Origin of the sequence: Pseudomonas sp. JAI115 (genome assembly GCF_014200835.1) — a bacterium.
Taxonomy (GTDB): domain Bacteria; phylum Pseudomonadota; class Gammaproteobacteria; order Pseudomonadales; family Pseudomonadaceae; genus Aquipseudomonas; species Aquipseudomonas putida_A.
The window spans coordinates 100,410-121,660 of record NZ_JACHCY010000014.1; the positions used below are offsets into that span (position 1 = coordinate 100,410).

General features: G+C 58.9%; 13 protein-coding genes and 1 tRNA gene. 3 read left to right on the forward strand and 11 right to left on the reverse strand.

The window, feature by feature from the left end; genetic code table 11:
* Window positions 1-38: 38 nt before the first annotated feature.
* The 3 genes from HDC30_RS23770 (at window position 39) to HDC30_RS23780 (ending at window position 3,915) form a co-directional block, all read left to right on the forward strand.
* Window positions 39-1,616 (forward strand): aldehyde dehydrogenase (NADP(+)), encoded by a 1,578-nt coding sequence (locus HDC30_RS23770; protein WP_183785320.1) that lies wholly within the window; start codon window positions 39-41, stop codon window positions 1,614-1,616.
* A gap of 2 nt (window positions 1,617-1,618) precedes the next feature.
* A complete protein-coding gene (locus HDC30_RS23775) occupies window positions 1,619-2,884 on the forward strand; it encodes an FAD-binding oxidoreductase (RefSeq protein ID WP_183785322.1) in 1,266 nt (421 codons plus the stop codon).
* A gap of 68 nt (window positions 2,885-2,952) precedes the next feature.
* The gene (locus tag HDC30_RS23780; protein ID WP_183785323.1) at window positions 2,953-3,915 is read left to right on the forward strand and encodes a Dyp-type peroxidase; all 963 of its coding nucleotides are present in this window, start codon (window positions 2,953-2,955) and stop codon (window positions 3,913-3,915) included.
* 27 nt (window positions 3,916-3,942) lie between these two features.
* Here HDC30_RS23780 and HDC30_RS23785 read toward each other — a convergent pair whose 3' ends face one another.
* The 11 genes from HDC30_RS23785 to HDC30_RS23835 form a co-directional block, all read right to left on the reverse strand.
* Complete coding sequence (locus tag HDC30_RS23785; RefSeq protein ID WP_183785325.1) at window positions 3,943-5,931, reverse strand: U32 family peptidase; 1,989 nt, start codon at window positions 5,929-5,931, stop codon at window positions 3,943-3,945.
* Window positions 5,932-6,148: 217 nt separating this feature from the next.
* Window positions 6,149-6,529 carry a RidA family protein gene (locus tag HDC30_RS23790; RefSeq protein ID WP_003224376.1) on the reverse strand — a complete coding sequence of 127 codons (381 nt, stop codon included), beginning with the start codon at window positions 6,527-6,529 and terminating at the stop codon, window positions 6,149-6,151.
* A 172-nt stretch (window positions 6,530-6,701) separates the two neighbouring features.
* A tRNA-Gln gene (locus HDC30_RS23795) sits at window positions 6,702-6,776 on the reverse strand.
* Between the two features lie 137 nt (window positions 6,777-6,913).
* Window positions 6,914-7,297, reverse strand: a complete 384-nt coding sequence (locus HDC30_RS23800; RefSeq protein WP_183785327.1) for a DUF1801 domain-containing protein — start codon at window positions 7,295-7,297, stop codon at window positions 6,914-6,916.
* A 24-nt stretch (window positions 7,298-7,321) separates the two neighbouring features.
* A complete protein-coding gene (locus HDC30_RS23805) occupies window positions 7,322-7,717 on the reverse strand; it encodes a hypothetical protein (protein ID WP_027613812.1) in 396 nt (131 codons plus the stop codon).
* 49 nt (window positions 7,718-7,766) lie between these two features.
* Window positions 7,767-8,006, reverse strand: a complete 240-nt coding sequence (locus HDC30_RS23810; RefSeq protein WP_238547102.1) for a hypothetical protein — start codon at window positions 8,004-8,006, stop codon at window positions 7,767-7,769.
* Window positions 8,006-12,709: an RHS repeat-associated core domain-containing protein gene (locus HDC30_RS23815; RefSeq protein WP_183785329.1), complete on the reverse strand. Its 4,704-nt coding sequence runs from the start codon at window positions 12,707-12,709 to the stop codon at window positions 8,006-8,008. Before HDC30_RS23815 ends, HDC30_RS23810 begins: the two co-directional genes overlap by 1 nt.
* A 124-nt stretch (window positions 12,710-12,833) precedes the next feature.
* Window positions 12,834-13,097, reverse strand: a complete 264-nt coding sequence (locus HDC30_RS23820) for a PAAR domain-containing protein (RefSeq protein ID WP_097089969.1) — start codon at window positions 13,095-13,097, stop codon at window positions 12,834-12,836.
* Window positions 13,098-13,156: 59 nt separating this feature from the next.
* Window positions 13,157-13,639, reverse strand: a complete 483-nt coding sequence (locus tag HDC30_RS23825) for a DUF4265 domain-containing protein (RefSeq protein ID WP_097089968.1) — start codon at window positions 13,637-13,639, stop codon at window positions 13,157-13,159.
* Entirely contained in the window at window positions 13,629-18,314 is a 4,686-nt protein-coding gene (locus tag HDC30_RS23830) for an RHS repeat-associated core domain-containing protein (protein WP_183785331.1), read from the reverse strand. Before HDC30_RS23830 ends, HDC30_RS23825 begins: the two co-directional genes overlap by 11 nt.
* The gene (locus HDC30_RS23835) at window positions 18,311-21,217 is read right to left on the reverse strand and encodes a type VI secretion system tip protein VgrG (RefSeq protein ID WP_183785333.1); all 2,907 of its coding nucleotides are present in this window, start codon (window positions 21,215-21,217) and stop codon (window positions 18,311-18,313) included. The genes HDC30_RS23830 and HDC30_RS23835 overlap by 4 nt, the downstream gene beginning before the upstream one ends.
* Between the last annotated feature and the right edge of the window lie 34 nt (window positions 21,218-21,251).

The following is a 21,251-nucleotide window of genomic DNA, read 5'->3' on the forward strand; positions in this document are numbered from 1 at the left end:
TGATGCCGGGGCTTCACCTGTTTTTTCAAGGAAGCGTCATGACTCTGACAGGCCACATGTTGATCGGCGGCCAAGCCATTGCCGGCAGCCGTGAAGCGATCCGCGCGATCAATCCCGCCACCGACGCAGTGCTGGAACCCGCCTATGCCGGTGGCAGCAGCGAGCATGTCGAACAGGCCTGCATACTGGCGTGGCAAGCCTTTGATCGTTATCGCGAGACGTCCCTCAACGCTCGCGCCGAATTTCTCGAAACCATCGCCAATGAGATCGAAGCCCTTGGCGATGCGCTGATCGACCGTGCCGTGGCCGAAACCGGCCTGCCACGCGCCCGTATCCAGGGCGAACGCGGACGCACTTGCGGGCAATTGCGCACCTTTGCCCGCACAGTGCGTGCTGGCGAATGGCTGGACGTTCGCGTCGATCAATCACAACCACAGCGCCAGCCGCTGCCACGTTCTGATTTGCGCCAACGGCAGATCGCGCTGGGGCCAGTGGCCGTGTTCGGCGCCAGCAACTTTCCGCTGGCGTTCTCGGTGGCCGGCGGCGACACCGCTTCGGCATTGGCCGCCGGTTGCCCGGTGATCGTCAAGGCGCACAGCGCGCATCCCGGCACCAGTGAACTGGTCGGCCAAGCGCTGGCTCGCGCGGTGAAAAAATGCGGTTTGCCTGAAGGCGTGTTTTCGCTGCTGTTCGGTTCCGGCAACGAAGTCGGCATTGCGTTGGTCAGTGATTGGCGCATCAAGGCCGTGGGCTTCACCGGCTCGCGCAGCGGCGGCCTCGCCCTGAGCCGAGCGGCGCAGGCACGTCCCGAGCCGATTCCGGTATACGCGGAAATGAGCTCGATCAATCCGGTGCTGCTGTTTCCCGCAGCGCTTGCTGCTCGCGGTGAGGCGTTGGCGCAGGGTTTTGTCGCCTCGCTGACTCAGGGTGCCGGGCAGTTCTGTACCAATCCCGGGCTGGTCATCGCTCACCAAGGGCCGGCGCTGGACAGTTTCATCGCCACCGCCGCCGAAGGGGTCCAGCGCAGCCCGGCGCAGACCATGCTCACGCCGGGGATTTTCCGCGCCTATGCAAACGCCGTCGCCGCGTTGGCCGAACATCCGCAGGCGCAACACGTGGCGAGCGGTCTAGCGGCTGAAGGCCCGAACCAGTGCCAGACGCAATTGTTCATGACTCAGGCGCAGGACTTCCTCGCCGACGCACGCCTGCAAGGTGAAATCTTTGGTGCCGCATCACTGTTCGTACAGTGCGCCAACGACGATGAAATCCGTCAGATCTGCGAACACCTCGAAGGCCAGTTGACCGCCACCCTGCACCTGGATGACGCCGATCTGGATCAAGCTCGGGCCTTGTTGCCGACACTGGAGCGCAAGGCCGGACGTCTGCTGGTCAACGGCTGGCCGACCGGGGTCGAAGTGTGTGACGCGATGGTGCATGGCGGGCCGTTCCCGGCCACGTCGGATTCGCGCAGCACCTCGGTCGGCACGGCGGCGATCCTGCGTTTCCTGCGTCCGGTGTGTTATCAGGATTTCCCCGACAGCCTGCTGCCGCAGCCGCTGAAACAGACGAATCCGCTGCAATTACGGCGCTTGCTCGACGGTCAGAGGGAAGCCTGAACATGCCCGACAACCTCACAGCGGACAACGCCGATATCGCGGTGATCGGCGCCGGCATCATCGGTGTCGCCTGCGCCCTGCAACTGGCACGTCAGGGTAAACGGGTGGTGGTCATCGACAAGCAGCCGCCCGGTCATGGCGCCTCGTTCGGCAACGCCGGGCATCTGGCCACCGAGCAGGTGTTTCCGATTGCCGATGCGTCGATCCTCAAGCGTCTGCCAGCGATGCTGATGGACCCGATGGGGCCGCTGCGCCTGGACTGGAAGTACCTGCCGTGCGCCGTGCCGTGGTTCAGCCGCCTGCTGCTGAACCTGCGCCCAGCTCCGTTTCAGCGCACCGTGGCCGGTTTGCGCGCGCTCAACGAAAGCAGCCTCGACGCCTGGAAGCGCCTGCTGCACAGCATCGCTCGCCCCGACCTGCTCAAGGAGGACGGCTCGCTGCTGGTGTTCGAGCGCGCCGAGTCGCGGCAAGCGATCGACGCCTTGCAGACTCGCATGCGTCAGCAACAGGTGCCCGTGGACTTCTGGTCGGCCAGCGCCGTGCGGGACACCGCGCCGCAGCTCAGCGAACAGATTCAGGGCGGATTGTTCTACCCGCGCACCGGGCATTTTCTCGACCCGTATCAGGTGGTGTGCGAATTGGCGAGCGCGGCCAAAACGGCCGGCGTGCAGTTTTTCCAGCAGGAAGTTCAGGGCGGCCAGTTGCAGGCGCATGGCGTGTCGCTGATCACCGATCAGGGGCGTTTCACCGCGCGGCAGGTGCTGATCGCCTGTGGCGCGCATTCGGCGAAGCTCACCACTGCGCTGACCGGTAAACGCGTGCCGCTGGACACCGAGCGCGGCTATCACCTGATGTTGCCCCACGAGCACGAGCGACTGCCGTTCGCCGTCACGTCGCTGGAGCGCAAGTTCATCATGACACCAATGACCGGCGGCCTGCGCCTGGCCGGTACGGTGGAGTTCGCCGGCCTGCAGCGCCCGCCGTTTATGGAGCGCGCCTGGCAATTGCATCGCTTGAGCAAAGGTTTGTTCCGCCGTGATTTGAACGCTGAAGACGCAATGCCGTGGATGGGCTTTCGTCCGTCGCTGCCGGACTCGCTGCCGATCATCGACAAGGTCTGCGACGGCAAGGTGCTGCTCGCGTTCGGGCATCAGCATTTGGGGCTGACGCAGGCGGCGGTGACTGCCGAGATGATTGCTCAGTTGGCGTCTCCCTCGACCCATTCCGGCGTGCCGACGATGGATGCCTATCGACTGGGTCGCTTCTGAGATACCGATGAAACGTTTTTGGTTTCATACTGAGCGCCGAACTTGGCCCCGCGCATATGGAACCGACTATGACCTCATCAATGGATACCCCCGAGCCGCAAGCGATCTGCAACCCGATCACCAGCAGCGCGATCTTCATCGTCGCCACGCTGCTGCCCGGCAGCGACGCCGCCAGTCAGGTGCGCGGCTGGTGCGGCGACATCGCCGCCCTCACCCGTTCGGTCGGCAAACGTGTGCCCAACGGCAACTTGTCATGTGTCTGCGGTTTCAGCGCCAGCGCCTGGGACGCCCTGTTCGGCAGTCCACGCCCGGCCTCGCTGCATCCGTTCCGCGAGTTCGGCGTCGAGGGCCGTCGCGCCGTTGCGACGCCGGGCGACATCCTGCTGCACATCCGTGCCGACCAGATGGATCTGTGTTTCGAACTGGCAACCCAGTTGTGCAGCGCGCTCAATGGCGCGATCACCGTGGTGGATGAGGTGCAGGGGTTCCGCTACTTCGACATGCGCAGCATCATCGGTTTCGTCGATGGCACCGAGAACCCGGTGGGCCGCAAGGCAGACCACTTCACCCTGATCGGCAACGAAGACCCGGCATTCGAATCCGGCAGTTATGTGCTGGTGCAGAAGTACCTGCACAAGATGGAGGCGTGGAATGCGTTGAGCGTCGAGGCTCAGGAGAAGGTGATCGGCCGCACCAAGCTGGCCGACATCGAACTCGGTGAAGAGGTCAAGCCGAGCAATTCCCACAGCGCCCTGACCACCATCACCAAGGACGGTCAGGAGCAGAAGATCCTGCGCGACAACATGCCGTTCGGCCGCCCGGGGGTTGGCGAGTTCGGCACCTATTTCATCGGTTACGCGCGCTCGCCGGAACCGATCGAGCAGATGCTGGAGAACATGTTTGTCGGCAAACCCGTCGGCAACTACGACCGTTTGTTGGACTTCAGCACCGCAGTCACCGGGGGGTTGTTCTTTGTGCCGTCAGCCGACCTGCTCGAAGACCTTGCGGAGCGCGAGCCCGCGCAGGCGTGACACCGTAGCGCCACGCCCGCCCGTCACTCAGTGTGGCGCGCGCGGGATGGTTTTCAGCAGGTCTTCCGGGCTGATGTGGCCAACCACGCTGCCCGGTTGCGGCATGTTGAGGACGTGGCCTTTCATCTTGCCGATGATGTGCATCTCGCACGGCTTGCAGTCGAACTTCAGGGTCAGCACTTCGTCGCCGTGAATCAGCTGCATCGGCGCGACTTTGGTGCGCACGCCGGTTACGCCTTTGGCCTGTTTCGGACACAGGTTGAACGAGAAACGCAGGCAGTGCTTGGTGATCATCACCGGCACTTCACCGGCCTCTTCGTGCGCCTCGTAGGCCGCATCGATCAGCTTCACGCCGTGACGGTGATAGAAGTCGCGTGCCTTCTGGTTGTAGACGTTGGCCAGGAACGACAGGTGCGATTCCGGGTACACCGGCGGCGGCGTGGTTTCGGCCTTGCGGCCGCCACGCGGGTGTGCGGCGACGCGAGCAGCGGTCAGCGCTTCGATCACTTCACGGCGCAAGGCCTTGAGCTGCGAGTTCGGGATGAAGAACGCCTGCGGCGCGTCGAGCTTGATGTCGGTGGCGTGGTACTGCGTGGTACCGAGCTGACCGAGCAGATCCTGCAATTGCTCCAGCGCCTGCTCCGGCTTGTTGGCCACACCGAACGGGCCGTTGAGGGTCACACTGGCGCTGATCCCCTCTTCACTGGTCGCGGTCACTTCCAGCTGTTCTTCACGCAGACGTGCGACCCAGCTCAATGCGATACGACGCTCGGCAGAGGTCTTCTGCAGCGCCTGTTGCCAGTTGTGGTCGAGGTTGCGGTTCAGCGGATGATTCGGCCGCAGCTTGTACAGGCCTTCGGGCATTTCGTTCGGCTCGACGCGGTAGCGATAGCGCTTCTCGCCGTCTTCTTCGAACTCGCCTTTGGGCTCGGCAATGTTGGCCCGGAAACCGACGACTTCACGCTTGACCAGCACGTTGAGGCCGTCGCCGTTGGAAAGCGGTTCCTGCGTCACCACCTGCATGTCACGCTTGCCGACTTTCTCGACGGTGCCCACTGGCAGGCCGGTGAAGGTCGGCGAGTCGAACGCGCCGATGTCGATCTTGCGATCGGTGACAAAGTAGTCGGTGCTGCCACGGTGGAAAGTCTTTTCCGGGTCCGGCAGGAAGAAGTGCGCAGTGCGGCCGCTGGAAGCGCGAGCCAGGTCCGGGCGGTCTTCGAGCACGTCGTCAAGGCGCTGGCGGTAATAGGCGGTGATGTTCTTCACATAGCCCATGTCCTTGTAGCGACCTTCGATCTTGAACGAACGCACACCGGCTTCGACCAGCGCGCGAATGTTGGCGCTCTGGTTGTTGTCCTTCATCGACAGCAGGTGTTTTTCGTAGGCGATCACCCCACCCTTTTCGTCTTTGAGGGTGTACGGCAAACGGCAGGCCTGGGAGCAGTCGCCACGGTTGGCGCTGCGCCCGGTCTGCGCGTGGGAGATGTTGCACTGCCCGGAGAACGCCACGCACAGCGCGCCGTGGATGAAGAATTCGATGGCGGCATCGGTTTCGTCGGCGATGGCACGAATTTCTTTCAGGTTCAGCTCGCGGGCCAGTACCAGTTGCGAGAAACCGGCCTGATCGAGGAATTTCGCCCGCTCCAGGGTGCGGATGTCGGTCTGGGTACTCGCATGCAGCTCGATCGGCGGAATGTCCAGTTCCATCACGCCCAGGTCCTGGACGATCAGCGCGTCGACGCCGGCGTCGTACAACTGGTGGATCAGCTTGCGCGCCGGCTCCAGTTCGTTGTCGTGCAGGATGGTGTTGATGGTGGTGAAAATGCGCGCGTGATAACGGCGGGCAAACTCCACCAGCTCGGCAATTTCGCTCACCTCGTTGCAGGCATTGTGGCGCGCGCCGAAGCTCGGGCCACCGATGTACACGGCGTCGGCGCCGTGCAGGATCGCCTCGCGGGCAATCGCCACGTCACGGGCGGGGCTGAGCAATTCCAGATGATGCTTGGGCAAGGACATAGTTTTTTTAGTCAGGCTGTCACGGTTAAGGCGCGCATTGTAGCCGCGAAACGCCCGAGCGGCACGCCTGTGCTGCCAAGTGGCAGATGACCTCGCTCCAATCCGACACGAGAGTCTCCTGTAGGAGTGAGCCTGCTCGCGATGATGGTGGCACAGTCAACGTTGATGGTGGCTGATTTACCGCTATCGCGAGCAGGCTCACTCCTACAGGGGGCGGTCAGGCCTTGGCGGCCATTGCGGTGACTTCCACGCGCATGCCTTCCACCGCCAGCGACGCCACGCCCACCGCAGCGCGCACCGGCCATGGCTTGGCGAAGAAGCGCTTGTAGACTTCGTTGAACGCCGCGCGATCGGCCATGTCGGTGAGGTAGATGGTCAGGTGCATCACGCGATCCATCGAACTGCCGGCCCGCTCCAGCGCCACTTTCAGCGCCTGCAGGGTGCATTCGCTTTGCAGGGTGATATCGCCCAGCTCCAGGCTGCCGTCGGCGCGGGTCGGGATCTGGGTCGAAACCAGAATGCCGTTGAAACCGACAACGTCGGAGGAAATCGAATCTGCATCCGGATCAGGGGTAAAGCTGAGGTCTTGATTAGCCATGAAAGTCTCTTGTCTGGAGAGATTGAGGGTCGCCGGCCAATAACCCGCCGGGACTTCCGCGCGGGCAGTTTACATCAGTCCCCCGCTCCGGCTCAGGCAACTGTCAGCCCCAGCCACAAATCGCGCGCATAAAAAAACGCCAGCCCTTTCGGACTGGCGTTTTTTCTGAATATGGCAGGGGCGGCTGGATTCGAACCAACGCATGGCAGGATCAAAACCTGCTGCCTTACCGCTTGGCGACGCCCCTGTATCTCAAGCTCTGTAACAAGCTCTGCGAGAATGGGCCGCAATTTACCAACCTTTTTTTGATCTGGGAAGCCCTGAGTGCAAAAAAATTTGTTTTAAAACAGCCAGTTATTTCTGAGCCGAGGCAAACGCCACGATTCACTTCGACAAATTCAGCGCAATCGCCTCGCGAATCAGCGCTTGCAAGGCCTGTTCATCGATCGTGTCACCCTCATGAAAATCAATCGCCCGGCGGGTGTTGCCCTCAAGGCTGGCGTTGAACAACCCCGCCGGATCGGCCAGCGCCGCGCCCTTGGCGAAGGTCATTTTGACTGCCGCCTTGTAGGTCTCTCCGGTACAAATGATCCCGCCCCGTGACCACACCGGAACACCGCGCCACTTCCACTCCTCCACCACCTTGGGATCAGCCTGGTGCATGACTTTGCGAATCTCGCCGAGGATGGCACCACGCCAATCGGCCAGTTCAGCGATTCGAGCGTCGATGAGTGCCGAAGCGTCGGTGGGTGGTATTTCGGATTTCATGGCAAGTGTTCTCTTCGATGTGGTTTACAAGCCGATTTGCTTGAGCCCCTCACGCATCCCTTGATCCGCTTGCTCGCACCATTGCTTGAGGCTCAGATCCGGCGGCAGGTTGCCTTGCAGGCTCTTGTATTGACCGTCGGCCAACACTTCGCCTTTGCGACCGAGACTTTCGTTCTTGTCGCCATCAGCCTTGTCGAACGCGCCCGGCATATTCGCAACGAACGCCACCATCTTGTTGGCGTTTTCCGTGCTGTCCGCTTTCAGGTAGCCCTTGTCGACGCAATGCTTGATCAGGCCCGACATGTTGCGACCGCTGTCATACATGCTTTTCAGGGTAGCGGGATCTGGCGCTTCTGCGCGGGCCAGGGCGCAGAGGCCGAAAGTGGCGGTCAGTGCAAGGATCACAGCAGTGTTTTTCATGCTCATTTCCCAGATTTCCAGTGAAACTTCTCAATTCCAAACCCGCCGCTTACCAGACTTCCAGAGCTGGCGCACAAAACCCGGTAACGATATCCATCACCTCCAGAATCCGATCCTCCAACTCTTCATCGGCATCACCGCGCATTGACCCCAACAGTTCATTAACCGATATAGCCGAAAAACCCTTATCTCGATACTTCAGCAGGATTTCCCGTATCGAAAGAAGATCATCCCCCCTCCTCAATGCGCCGGACAGTTCATCGTCCAACGGTTTATCAAGCGTTTTCATCATTGTTTCTCCCAATGCTCAGCCGTCGACCCTAGTGCCTTCTGGTAATCAGAAAGTGGCATGGCCTTACTAGGCTGAATGGTTCCGTGAGTTTTTTTGTCTTGCACGTAACGAAGACTTTCCGGAAGTGAAGCGGTATTCAATTTGCAGGCGCTGTCTTTGCCGGTTCCGCCGGGTAACGTGGAGGGGCGCCGATGATCCGGCAGGTTTTGCGGAGTATCCGGCGCTACGGACATCCCACCGGTATTGGGATGAACGTTCCCATCTTTATCAACTGGAATATCGACAGGACGTACCCCTAGGCCACGCGCGGTCGAGTCAGCAATGGGCTTCCCTTTTTCGTCGGTTTTCATGGCCCGATAGACATCGACCCCCGTCAGGCCCATCGGATCCACCCACCCTGTAGGGTTCGGACCATAGGTGTAGAGATTCAGACCGCCCGCATAACCGATCGGATCCTGGCTGACGAATCGCCCCACCGCCGGGTCATAGTAACGATGCCGGTTGTAATGCAGCCCGGTCTCATGATCATGGTACTGCCCCGGAAATCTTATAGGATTTCTCACATCACTTTGTCGGGCCGATTGCGATCGCTGCTCCGATATCGCCCCCCATGCCTTGTACTGAGCCGTCCAGACCAACTGCCCCTCAGAGTCGGTCAGTTCCTGAGGCGTACCCAGGTGATCGCACTGATACCAGAGCAAAACGTCAATTGGCTGAACCGTGACCTTGCGATTCCATAACGGATCGTCATCCAGGCTGTACTCTCCCTGATACTCAGGCTGATTCGTCAGTGTAATCGGGGCATGTCGTATGGCCTGTGCTACAGGAGCGAAACTACCGGGCTCGAAAATGTAGTGCACCGTGCGTCCGGCACCGCCATCCAGTTGCGTGGCACTGCTTTCCCAGGCAAGTCGGTTACCGTCCCAGCCGTAGAGCGTGAAGCCACAGCCGTACTCACGCTGTATGCGTGCATGCTCGTTCCGGTTCCAGTGCGACCCCGCCTCGGGACGCCCCTTGGAATGGGCGACAGAGTTTTTGTGAAGACGACGTCCAAGAGCGTCATAGGCGAATTCAACCGACAAGCGTTGATCTTCAAATCGCACCAAACGGTCAAACAGATCCCATTGCAGGAAGCTCCGCTGATTGTTTTGCAGACGCTCGACCAGGTTGCCGCGCTCATCGTATGTGAACTGATTACCTTCGTACTCGTGTAGCAGGTTGTCTACCTGCCTCTCCTGGCGCGGAGACCGGTCCAGTGGTCGTCGAATTTCACTCGCCTTTTCATCAAGCAGATTACTGGCCGGGTCAAAGGTGAATGTTTCAACCACCTGTCGTGTCGCTGCTTCCAACAGTCGACCGAGAGGATCGTAACGGTATGAAATCGCGCCTCTTCGGGTATCGTTGATCGCAGTCAGTTGACCAGCGGCATCGTATTGATATGTCCGTTTGACAAGCGTCGCACCGTCCTCACTGCGTCCCAGCACCTGCTCCTGCAAACGACCGGCAGAATCCCACTTTTGCGTCTGCTGCAGGTGGTTGCCCTGATGCCGGACAATCTCACGATGAAGGTCGTCGCGCTCCAGGCCAATCAGCTCGTGCTCGTCCAGGCGTAGCCCCAACAAATGACCGCTGCCATAGGTGAGCCAGCTGACACGGTGCCCGTCCGGACGAACTGTCGCGACCCGATTGTTGAGCACATCGTACTCGTGCTGCCACACGCCAACTACCGGGGGCTGGTCCAGCCCAAGGTAATGCTGATGCTCGCGCAGCACATTGCCGGCCAGGTCGTGAAACCACTGTAAACGACTGTCTGAGTTGGCGGCTTCAATCAGGTTACCGTTGCCGTCATAAATGAAGCGCTCGCTTTGCGATTTCTCACCTTGACTGGCGCGCCGCTCAATCAGGCGTCCCATGGCATCAAAGCTCACGCAAATCACACGCTCGCCGTTGACGATATGACTCAAATGGCCCGTATCAGAATCATACCGATAGCGGGTGATACGACCATCAAAGCTCTTTTCTTCCAGCAGGCGACCTATCGGGTCGTAGAGGAAATGCGCCCGGCTCTCGTTTTCGTTGTCCAGCGCCTGCAAGCGCCCGAGACGATCCCAGCGGTAGACCAATGTATGCTCATCAGCATCGATGCGCTCGGCTACAAGACCGGCAGCTGTATATTTCCAGGTAGTGCAGCGGCCAAGACGATCCGTGTGCGCGAGCAACCGGGCTTCAGCGTCTCGTTCAAAATATTCCTCGGACTTGTCCGGGTGCCTGATCCAGGCCAGATGGCCCAGTCGATACCCGTACTCGGTACTCTGGCCGGCCGCGTCGGTAGAACAGATCATCTGTCCGAGTTCGTTGTACTCCCAGGCCCTGGTCTTTCCTGAGCAGTCGACATACTCGATCAGTTGACCGGCATCGTTGTAGTCGAGCTTCTTCTCATTGCCGGCGGCGTCTTTGATCGCTGTCGGCAACCCTGCCACGCTGTAGGCAAACTCCGTTACGTTACCAAGGGGGTCGACTGCTTCCACAAGGTTGCCATGATCGTCATAAGCACGCTGCCACTGCCCCCCTTCTGCATCGCTGGTCTTGATCAGTTGATCCAGATCGTCGTAGGCAAAATGCAGCACGCTGTCGTCGGCACGCAAATGTTCGACGACGTTGCCACGCGCGTCGTAGATGAAGCGATCAGTTGTGCCGTCAGCATGTACGTGTCGAATCAGGTTTTTCGCTTCGTCACGGAACAACCATTCGGAACGTTCATCCGGATGGCGAATGCGGTACGTATAACCAAGAATGTCGTAGTAGTGCCAGGTTTCGTTACCGTAGGCATCGGTGACATAGGTCAGGCGAATATTCTCGTCCCACTCAAGGCGCGTATCGAAACTGTCGTCGTCTGCCCACTCGCGAACGGCCCGCGCATCAGCGCCTGTGCCCTGCCATTCCAGATTCATGCCCCGTCCGGTCCGATCGGTGTAACGACGGATAAGATGATGCTGGTACTCATAGCTCCAGGCCGCACCGTTCTCGTCCTGAGCCTGAATCAAATCACCGACACTGTCGTAGTGATAGGCACACAGTTGACGCTGAGGAACACCGTCGCTGATCAGCCAAAGCCCCTTTACGCGACCGTGCTCATCAAGCAGGGTGCCGAGGTGATATCTGACGTCGGCCATATCACCCTGATAGGTAATCAGGTCGGACAGCACCGGTATTCCTTCGTGGCGATGCTCGTAGTGCAGCATGATTCCCGCACCGTTGCGCAAAACCACGCCGACCAGCACGAAACGTTGTCCACGACGCAGATAGGTTTCCTTGCGTTCAAACCCTCTGCACAACAGAAGCTGGTCATCGGTCACCCGTACCAGCGTCATGTTTTCAATGGCATCGTAGTGAGTCTGCCCTGTCTCGGGCAGCACATAGTCGTGGCTGCGACCATCAGCGTCATGGAACACCAGACTCCCGCCAACGCAGTCAAAACGGGTAGTCAACGACGTAATCCAGCGGGCGCCCATCTCGCTGGCGTCATACGCATCCAGACGCGAACAGTAGGTGCGTGTCCACTCGAGAGGGAATGCACCAGGCAGGTTGAAATCCGTATGGCTCAGCGATTCAGAGCCCAGGGCAAAACTGATGCTATGCGCCGTGCCCGGCATGACGCCGTTTTTACATGTTTTGCAGTTATGCGTCGCTGGCGCTTGTTGGCTGCTGGCTTCAAGCCGCCCCTCTCCAGCCCTGTGCTGAGTCTTTGAAGTAGTATCCGGCTTGACGCTGGCCCCTTGACCATGTGCTCGACGCTTGCGCCAGCTCATAACAGAACCTGCCAACATCTGCAGCAGCCAACCGATTGAATGCTGAACAGCCGGATCACCCAGCTTGTTCATTTGAGTGCGCAACTCCACACCCATAGTACGAAGCATGCCGGTATTGCTCAGCACCAAAGCCTTGGCACTGTCCGGCAACAGATTCTTTGCCGCACTGTTGGCAACACCTTTACCGGCAGCCTTGTAGGCGCTGAAGGCTGCGCCGAAAATATTACTGATGGCTGCCTTCGGGTCATGCAACAACTGACCTCCGGCCGCACTCATCTTGGCACTCGCCGACTTCATGTCGCCTTTTGCATCAAGCTCGCCGTTGACCACCGTTTCCAGTCCCTTGGCGATTTCGTTGACCGCGTTCTGGCCAAGCTTGCCGCCGTTGTCGAGTATTTCAGCCAGCTTCGGCTTGGCCTGCTCTACAAAGTCATCGATCGTACCGACAATGGTGGCATTCAAATGTCCGATCAGGACTTCGATCAGCGAATCGCCCAGCAGCATCTTGGCGCTGTTACGAAGTTCTTGACGCACCAGTGACAAGGTCGGACGCAAGGTCATACGCGCCGAGGCCATTGTGGGTGGGGCCGGTAAAACACCGATCAGATTGATACCCAGGCTGACCCAGTCCAGAATCTGGCGTTGCTTGCTTTTGGCAAGGACAACAATGTCTCCGAGCGCATCCACCAAGGCCATGATGTTGCCCACCACCGGCAACGCTCCGGCAACGTTCTTGACGCGCTCAAGAGTGACTACTCCACCACTGATCGATTGCAGCCAGGCATCGAATCTGGCTGCACCGCGTCCGACATCCTTGATGTCAATGGTGTTGAGCGGAACGATCGCCACTTGAGGTTCACGTACTTTCGCGACAGGCGTTTCAGTCGTCATGACTGCATCTCATCCGTAAGATAGTTCGAGACTTTAAAGAAATGATTGATGGCCTGGGCCTGCCAACACTCATGCAACAAACATCAGGTGATGCCCGGCATATGCCGATGCGGTACATGTTGATTCAACTGATCACAGCCCCTTTCGGGCCGCTTGCAATCAGCGCAGCGCCGCAAGCGGTTTTCATACCGTCCAGAGCGATGGGCGTGCCATCAACGGTGTAGGTGCTGCTGCCCTCTGCAATCGGGAAAACCCCTTTGCACAGTGGACAGCTGACCTTGTGACCGACTCCGGCAACAGGCTTGCCGTTGAGATCGGTTTGGGAGAAGGCTTCGAGCACCTTGCCACCGTGGGTGGTGGCGTCGCCCAAGCGAATGGCGTCTTTCATGTTGTCACTCCTTTGACTTGATCCTGGTCTCGTGAACCTGCCGTCTGCTGGTCTATCAGTCAGCTCTGCAACCACCAATTGAGCAGCGTTTCATCATCTTCATCATCAATGTTTTTATAGATATTGGCGTAATACCATTCGAGTCCGGTTTTCTCGCGGAACCGATCAAAAAACGCATTGATGCTGTCCATGCCATTGCTTGACGGCACAGCCAGTGACAGGTTGCCTTCGAAAACACCATCCAGCGTTCCACCCAGTTCATTGCCGACATCAGTTTCCAGTTGTGCAATGACGTCCTCGGGGATGTAGTCGGCGTAGATATGAATACAAAAATTCCCTCCGCGCTTCAGGACTTCAGCGTGGGTGTTTTTGTTTTTTATCGAGATGACATCACCTCGAGCCAAATTCAACGCAAGACCAGGTGAGGACAGCAGCTGATAAGTATCCTGCCCCATCGCGATTGCAGGGAGCTCCTCGAATACAGGGCCATCGTCATCTGATACAAACACCTCAATCAGAACAGGCAATTCTTTATCGTCCATATGGCGCTCCACAACTTCCACGTTCGACACACGACATCCCTTCTTTCACGTAACCGCTGTTTCCAGCACTCAGGTTACACGATGCGCCCTCAAGATCTACGTTGACATCGGCCAGGTTGCCGCCATTCGAGGTCGCCACATTTTTATGCCCCAAGTGCATGTCATCAGGATTGCTAGAGGTATGCCCGCACCGCCAGCACTTGTACACACCCACCGGTTTGCTTTTGGCAATAAGTTTTTTGCGACATGCCGCTTGTCCTTTCCGACTACCGCCGCCGACCTTGCTCGCAGCGATGTCTTTAGCGGAGGCTCCAGCACCGTCCTTCAGCGCGCGCTTGGATGGCGGTTTTCTGACCAGACCTAAAGGGTCCACCCACTGCGTCGGGTTAGGCGCGTATTGATGAAGGTTGATACCGCCCATCAGACCTATCGGGTCTTTCGAGATGAAGCGACCTACATGGGGGTCGTAGTACCTGTAGCGGTTGTAGTGCAAGCCTGTTTCGTGATCGTGGTACTGACCCTGGAAACGAATGGGATTAGTCAGCCCGCGCCGCACTGCCGAGGCTGATGTCTGTTCTTTCACCTGCCCCCATGCTTTGTATTGAGCGCTCCAGGCGATCTCACCGTCTTGATCGGTAAGTTCCAATGGTGTGCCTAAATGGTCACACTGATACCAGGCCAGGGCATCGAACGGTTGTGCTTCAGGAGCGTGACTCCACAGCGGATCATCTTCAAGATTGTCGCCGCCGACATATTCAGGCTGACTCAACAGATCAATCGAGGCGTGTGTGAGGGCTTGAGCCACCGGTACGAATGTGCCGGGCTCATAAACGTAATGGACGGTGCGACCTGTCCCCCCATCAATAGGGGCGGGACTGCTTTCCCAGGAAAGGTTGTCCCCGTCCCACCCGTACAAGGTCAAGCCACAGCCAAGCAAGCGCTGAATGCGCCCCTGCTCATTTTTATTCCAGTGCGAACCTGCTTCAGGACGGTTCACATAATGGGCTGTCGAGTGCTTATACAACCGGCGACCCAAGGCATCGTAGGCGTATCTGACCGAAAGACGATCATCCTCAAAATGCACCAACCTATCGAACAGGTCCCATTGCAATCGACTGCGTTGACCATTGTGCCAACGCAACGTCTGATTGCCATGATCGTCGTACTCGTAATGGGTACCGACGTACTCACGTAAAAGATTGTCTACCAACCGACTACGTGTCGGGGCCTGATCAAGAGGCCGGCGCACTTCTGTCACCTTCTCGTCCAGCAGGTTGCTGGCAGGATCGAACGCGAAGTTTTCAACGCCGAGGCGACTTGCTGCGCTGATCAGTCGCCCGACCGGATCATAACGGTAGGTAAGCGGTCCGCGACGAGTATCGTTCAGCTCGGTCAACTGGCCGACAGCATCATATTGGTACTGGCGTTTGAGCAACGTCGAATTGTCATCGCTTCGGCCGAGCAGTTGCTCCTGTAGCCGCCCTGCCGGATCCCACTTTTGCGTCTGGCGCAGGCGATTCCCTTGATAACGAGCGACTTCGCGATGTAAATCATCTCGCTCATAGCCGACCAGTTCGTGATCATCCAGTTTTAACGCGAGCAAATGCCCACTGCCGTACGTCAACCAACTCACCCGATGGCCATCCGGACGAGTCGTGGCGACACACTGATTGAGGGCATCGTACTCATGCCTCCAGATGGCAACGAGCGGTGTATCCAGATTCTGATAATGCTGGTGCTCTCTGATCAGATTACCGGCCGAATCATAAAACCACAGCAACCGGCTCTGGTCGTTCGTGGCCAAAACCATGTTGCCATTACCGTCATACGCAAAGGATTCGCTTTGAGTCGCATTGCCCAGGCTCGCATGGCGTTCAACAAGCCGCCCCATTGGGTCAAACGCCATCGAAATGATGCGCTCACCGCTGATGGCGCTCGCCAACCGCCCGCTCTCAGCGTCGTATTGATAGCGTGTGGCAAGACCGTCGAAGCCTTTTTCCTCAAGCAATCTTCCGACAGGATCATAGTGAAACCGGGTGCGCTGCTCGTTTTCGTTTTCGAGTGCTATCAAACGGCCTAGCAGGTCCCAACGGTAACGAAGCGTTTGCTCGCAGGCGTCTACTCGCTCGGCAACCAGACCGGCCGCGTTATAGCTCCACGTCGTACAGCGATCCAGACCGTTAACATGAGCGAGCAGACGCCCTTCGGCATCACGCTCGAATCGCTCCTCGGTTTTATCCGGATGCGTTATCAAGGCGACATGCCCGGCCTTGTACTGATATTCGGTGCTTTGCCCCGCTGCATCGGTAAAGCAGATCATCTGACCGCGATCGTTGTATTCCCATTCGCTGGTCTTGCCGGAGCAATCGGTATATTTGAGAAGCTGACCGGCAACGTTGTACTCAAGCGTTTTCTCGTTGCCAATTGCATCCTTGATAGCGATCAACTGACCTGCTTTGTCATAGGCGTACTCAGTCTTGTTCCCAAGCGGATCGACTGACTCCACCAGATTGCCGGCATCATCGTAAGCTCGTTGCCACTGACCGCCTTCTGCATCACTGACCTTGATCAGTTGGTTGAGATCATCGTAGGCGTAGTGAGCGACACTGCCGTCGGGGCTGATGTGCTCGAGCAAATTACCGCGCTCGTCATAGCTGTAGCGATCAGTGGTGCCATCTGTATGAACGTGACGAATCACGTTCTTCGCATCATCGCGAAAGAACCACTCTGAACGTTCATCGGCATAGCGAATCCGGTAGGTGTAGCCCTTGATGTCGTAGTAATGCCAAGTCTCGTTGCCATGGGCATCAGTGACGTAAGTCAGACGGATGTTTTCGTCCCATTCAAGGCGAGTATCGAAACTGCCGTCATCCGCCCACTCGCGCACAGCCCTGGCGTGCGATGTGTGGCCATCCCACTGCAGATTTAAACCGCGGCCGGTGCGATCGGTATACCGAGTCAGGAGGTGATGCTGATACTGATAACTCCAGGCCGCACCGTTTTCATCCTGCGCCTGGATCAAGTCGCCATGGAGGTCGTATTGGTAATGGCACAATTGCCGTACAGGCGCGCCGTCACGAATCTCCCAGAGACCGGTCAAGCGTCCTTGATCATCAAGCAGCGTTCCGACGTGCAAGTGGACTTTCGTGACGTCACCTTGATAGGTGATCAGGTCGGATAATACGAGGGCGTCCCCATGACGATGCTCGTAATGCAGCATCAGCCCGGCACCACTGCGCATTTTGACATCCGTCAGCCAAAAGGAACGACCACGACGGACATAGGTTTCCTTGCGCTCGAAACCGAAGCAAACGAGCAGTTGATCCTCAGCGGAACGAACCAGCGTGAGATTTTCAACGGGGTCATAGTGAAAGAGGCCTGGCTTGGGCAGGGGGAAATCGATGCTACGACCATCGGCTCCAAAAAAAACCAGTCCATCGTCCTTGCAGTCGAATCGGGTCGTAAACTCTGTTACCCACCGTGCCCCTAATTCGCCATTGTCAAAAGCATCGAACCGGGAGCTGTAGGTGCGCACCCACTCGATAGGAAATGGACCCGGCAGGCTGAAATCGGTATGGCTCAGTGACTCGGATCCCAACGCAAAACTGATGCTGTTGCAAGTACCCGCACAAGCACCATTTTTTTTGCCATTGGCGTTGGCGTTCGCAGGAGCCTGATGGCTGCTGGCCTCGAGTCGTCCTTCACCTGCCTTGTTCTGAGCCTTACTGGTGGCGTTGGGTTTAACGCTGGCACTCTGTCCATGCCCACGACGCTTGCGCCACGTCAACACAGCACCGCTGAGCATTTGCAACAACCAACCAATCGTGTGACGCGTTCCCGGGTCACCCAACTTGCTCAATTGGGTTTTGATCTCAGGCCCCATCGCTCTCAATGAACCGGTGTGCGTCATCACCAGTTTTTTGGCCTGATCCGGCAGAAGATTCTTCGCCGCGCTGTTGGCAACCCCTTTACCCACGGCTTTGTAGGCACTGAATGCCGCCCCGAAGATATTACTGATCGCCGCTTTGGGATCGCTGAGCAGTTGATTGCCCGCCGCCGTGATCTTTTGTCCAGCCGCGCGCGCATCGCCTTTTGAATCAAGCTTGCCATTTACAACGGCCTCAAGACCCTTGGCAATTTCGGTGACTGCGCTTTCGCCGAGTTTTCCTGCATCGGCGAGAATGCCCGAGAGTTTGCCTTGAGCCTGTTTCACGAAGTCATCGATCGTGCCGACGATGGTTGCGTTCAAATGCCCGACCAGCACTTCGATCATCGAATCGCCCAACAGCATCTTGACGCTGTTACGCAATTCCTGACGTACCAGAAACAAGGTCGGGCGCAAACTCATACGAGCAGCTGCCATCGTCGGAGGCGCAGGTAAAACACCGATCAGGTTGATCCCCAGGCTGACCCAATCAAGCAACTCCCGCTGCTTGCTTCTGGTAAGCGTGACGATATCGCCCAGCGCATCGACCAGCGCCATGATGTTGCCGACAACCGGCAGCGACCCGGCAACTCCTTTGATTCGATCGAGCGTGACGACACCACCGCTGATGGATCGCAGCCAGGCATCAAACCCGGCGGCACCACGACCTACGTCCTGCACGTCCAGCGTGTTGAGCGGAACGATCGCGACCTGCGGCTCGCGGTTCTTGGCAACGGCTGTCTCAGTCATGAGAGCACCTCCCCATTCAGCAGGCCAGGCGTCTTGAGCGATGGTTTGGGCAAGGACGGGGCCGGGAGGCTTGGCAGTTTGCCCGCCTTGCTCGCTGCGCCGAGGATGCTCGATGCACTCGGCAGCGCCGCACTGGCAAGTTTCGGCAACCCGGCCACCCCGCCCTGCACCGCCCCTTTCACCTGCTGCGCCGTCTGCATCGCGCCCTGTGCGGTCTGCATGGCGCCCATGCCGCTCTGCGCCAGTTCCTTGCCCTTCTCCAGCATGTCCCAGTGCTTGTTCGGCAGAACCTGCGCAACCATCGCCTGCACCTGGCTCGGCACGTCTTCAGTGGCTGGCGGTTTTAGCGGCCATTCCGCTTTGCCGATGTAGCTGCCCTCACTCCAGGTGTCCGCCGGATCCTTGCCGAACAACACACGCGCGGGGCCTGGTGCAGCGCCAGAAACGCTGGCGAAACCCTTGGCGTCGAGCTTGCCCTTGATGCTTTTGCCCAGGGCGTCGATGACTTCGTAGTCGCCTTCCTTGATGCCTTGGCGCCCGGCGTACTGGTTGAACAGTTCCAGATTGCCCTTGCCCGGTTTCGGCGGTTCCGGGAATACCCCGGCCAGACTTTTCGCCCCGGTGTAGGCGAAGTTCGCCGCGTGCGCGGTGTACGGGCCCGTAGTGGCGTGGGTGATGCCGCCGGCGTTGTAGGTGGTGGCGCTGCCACCGCCCTGGATCACCAGTTCGGTCTTGGCGGTGATGGTGATGCGGTCGGCATTGGCAGTGATGTTGAGTTTGGCCAGCAGGTTGATGCTGTCCTTGAGGGCCTTGACGTCGATGTCGCCGGAGGCCGCGACCAGGCGCCAGCCCATGCTTTGCACGAACAGACGCATGCCACGGCTGGCGCTGGCCAGCAGGCGTTTGCCGATGGAAAAACTGGTGTGCCCGGTGCTGCTCAGCGCCAGGTGTTCACCGGTGGCGATATGGCTGGAGCGCGGCGTGGTCAGGGCGATGCCCGCTGGGCTGGCGAGCACCAGATGCGGCTCGGTGAATTCCGGAAATTCATTGGCGGTCATATTCGCCGGGCCACTGCCGAGTACGCCTTGATGCTGCGCGTGCAAGGCCTTGGCCACATCGTCCTGATCGCCGGCTTCCTGAGCCTGAAGCTCTTTGGCCTGAGTGGCGAAACCGTCCTGCTGATCGCTCGCAGTGGCGAGGCGCTCGGCGGTTTCCGGCAGGTCTTTGTGGTGCTTCGATTCGTTCGGGCGCGGCTCGGTGGTGATCAGCAGGCCGGCGCCGGCACGCACCGCGCCATGGCGATCGGTGCGCAACTCGAAACCTTCGCCACGCGGCTGCCCGCCGCTCGGGCGTGGGTGGGTCAGGTAACCGAGGTTGATCGCACTGGCGCCGTGATCACTGCGCAGCGCGATGCTGATCTCGCTGGTGGTGTCGTCGATGCGCAGTTCGTTGGCGCGGCTGCCCTTGTATTCCTTGCTCTTGACCGTGGCCAGGGTCTTGAAGTCCGGCAGCTTGTAAGGCGGCAGGTTCGCGCCGTGGTACAGGCAACCGGTGATCAGCGGCTGGTCGGGATCGCCTTCGAGGAAGGTGATCAACACCTCCATGCCGACCCGCGGAATGTTGATCGCGCCAAAGGTTTCGGCAGCCCAGTTCGAGGCCACGCGCATCCAGCAACTGGTCTTGTCGTCGTGCTCGCCTTCGCGATCCCAGAAGAACTGCACTTTCACCCGACCGTACTGATCGCAGTAGATCTCTTCGCCTTCAGGGCCGCAGACCACGGCGCTCTGAGTGCCGAGGACTTTCGGTTTCGGGTGATCGAGCGGCGGCCGGTACGGCACGTCCCACGGGATCGCATTGAAGCGGTTGCGGTAGCCCTGGTGGAAATCGTCCTTGTTATCGGTGGTGTCGCTGGTCACCGACTCTTCGAGCACTTGCGGCTGCTTGCCTTCATGGAAGATCTCGGTCAGCAGCCACAGATCGTTCCACGTCGGGTTGGCGTGTTCGGTGAGGGCGAGGAAATGCCCGCTGACCAGAATCGGCTGATCGCTGCTGCCCTCGGCCAGACGATAGTCGCTGCGATGGCGCTCCAGTGCGCGATTGGCCAGGTGCTTGCCGCGCTCGCGATCTACGAAACGCCCCGGGTAATCGTAATCCTCCAGATCCGGCTGGGCGCTACTCTTGGCATCGCTTTCGAGCTCGATCTTCGGTTTGACGAAGTCGTAATCACGTCGTGTGGTGCGGCTGGTGCGGGTCGCCAGACGCAGGCCGAAACGCTTGACCACTGGTTGATCGGCGACCAGTCCGGAGTCCTGCTGATAAGCCACTGGCGCCAGTTTCGGGAACACCGTCTGGTCATCGCCGAACATCAGTTTGTGGCCGCTGGCGGTGTGCTGGAAGTGGTAGTGAATCCCCTCCTCCTCACACAGGCGCTGGACGAAATGCAGATCGCTTTCGTCGTACTGCACGCAGTAGATGCGCTCCGGATAAATCGCGCTCAGTTGGAAGTGATAGTCACTGGCGAGAATGCCGTGTTCTTCCAGCACCTTGCTGATGATCTGTTGCACGGTCATCTGCTGGAAGATGCGCTGGTTGACCCGATGCGCGAGGTACGACAGCTGCGGGCGCAGGGAGATTTTATAGCGGGTCAGGCGCTTGCCGGCCTCGCCCTGGGCGATGCTGTAGATCAGCCCGTGAATCCCCGTGCCGCTGGGCGACAGCTGCAGGAACGCGAGTTTGTGCAGCAGGCTTTCGAGGTTGATCGAGGCTTTCTCACTGACCAGTTCCAGCTCGAACTCGAAGGGGGTGTTGAGCGCCTCTTTCCCGGTGAACGACAGCACCTGGAAATCGCTGTCCGCGCCATCGATGGTCAGATTGAAATGAGGCTGATTGGCCGGTGAGAACATCCCTTGTTCCTCGCGCAATGCTGCGACTGACGCC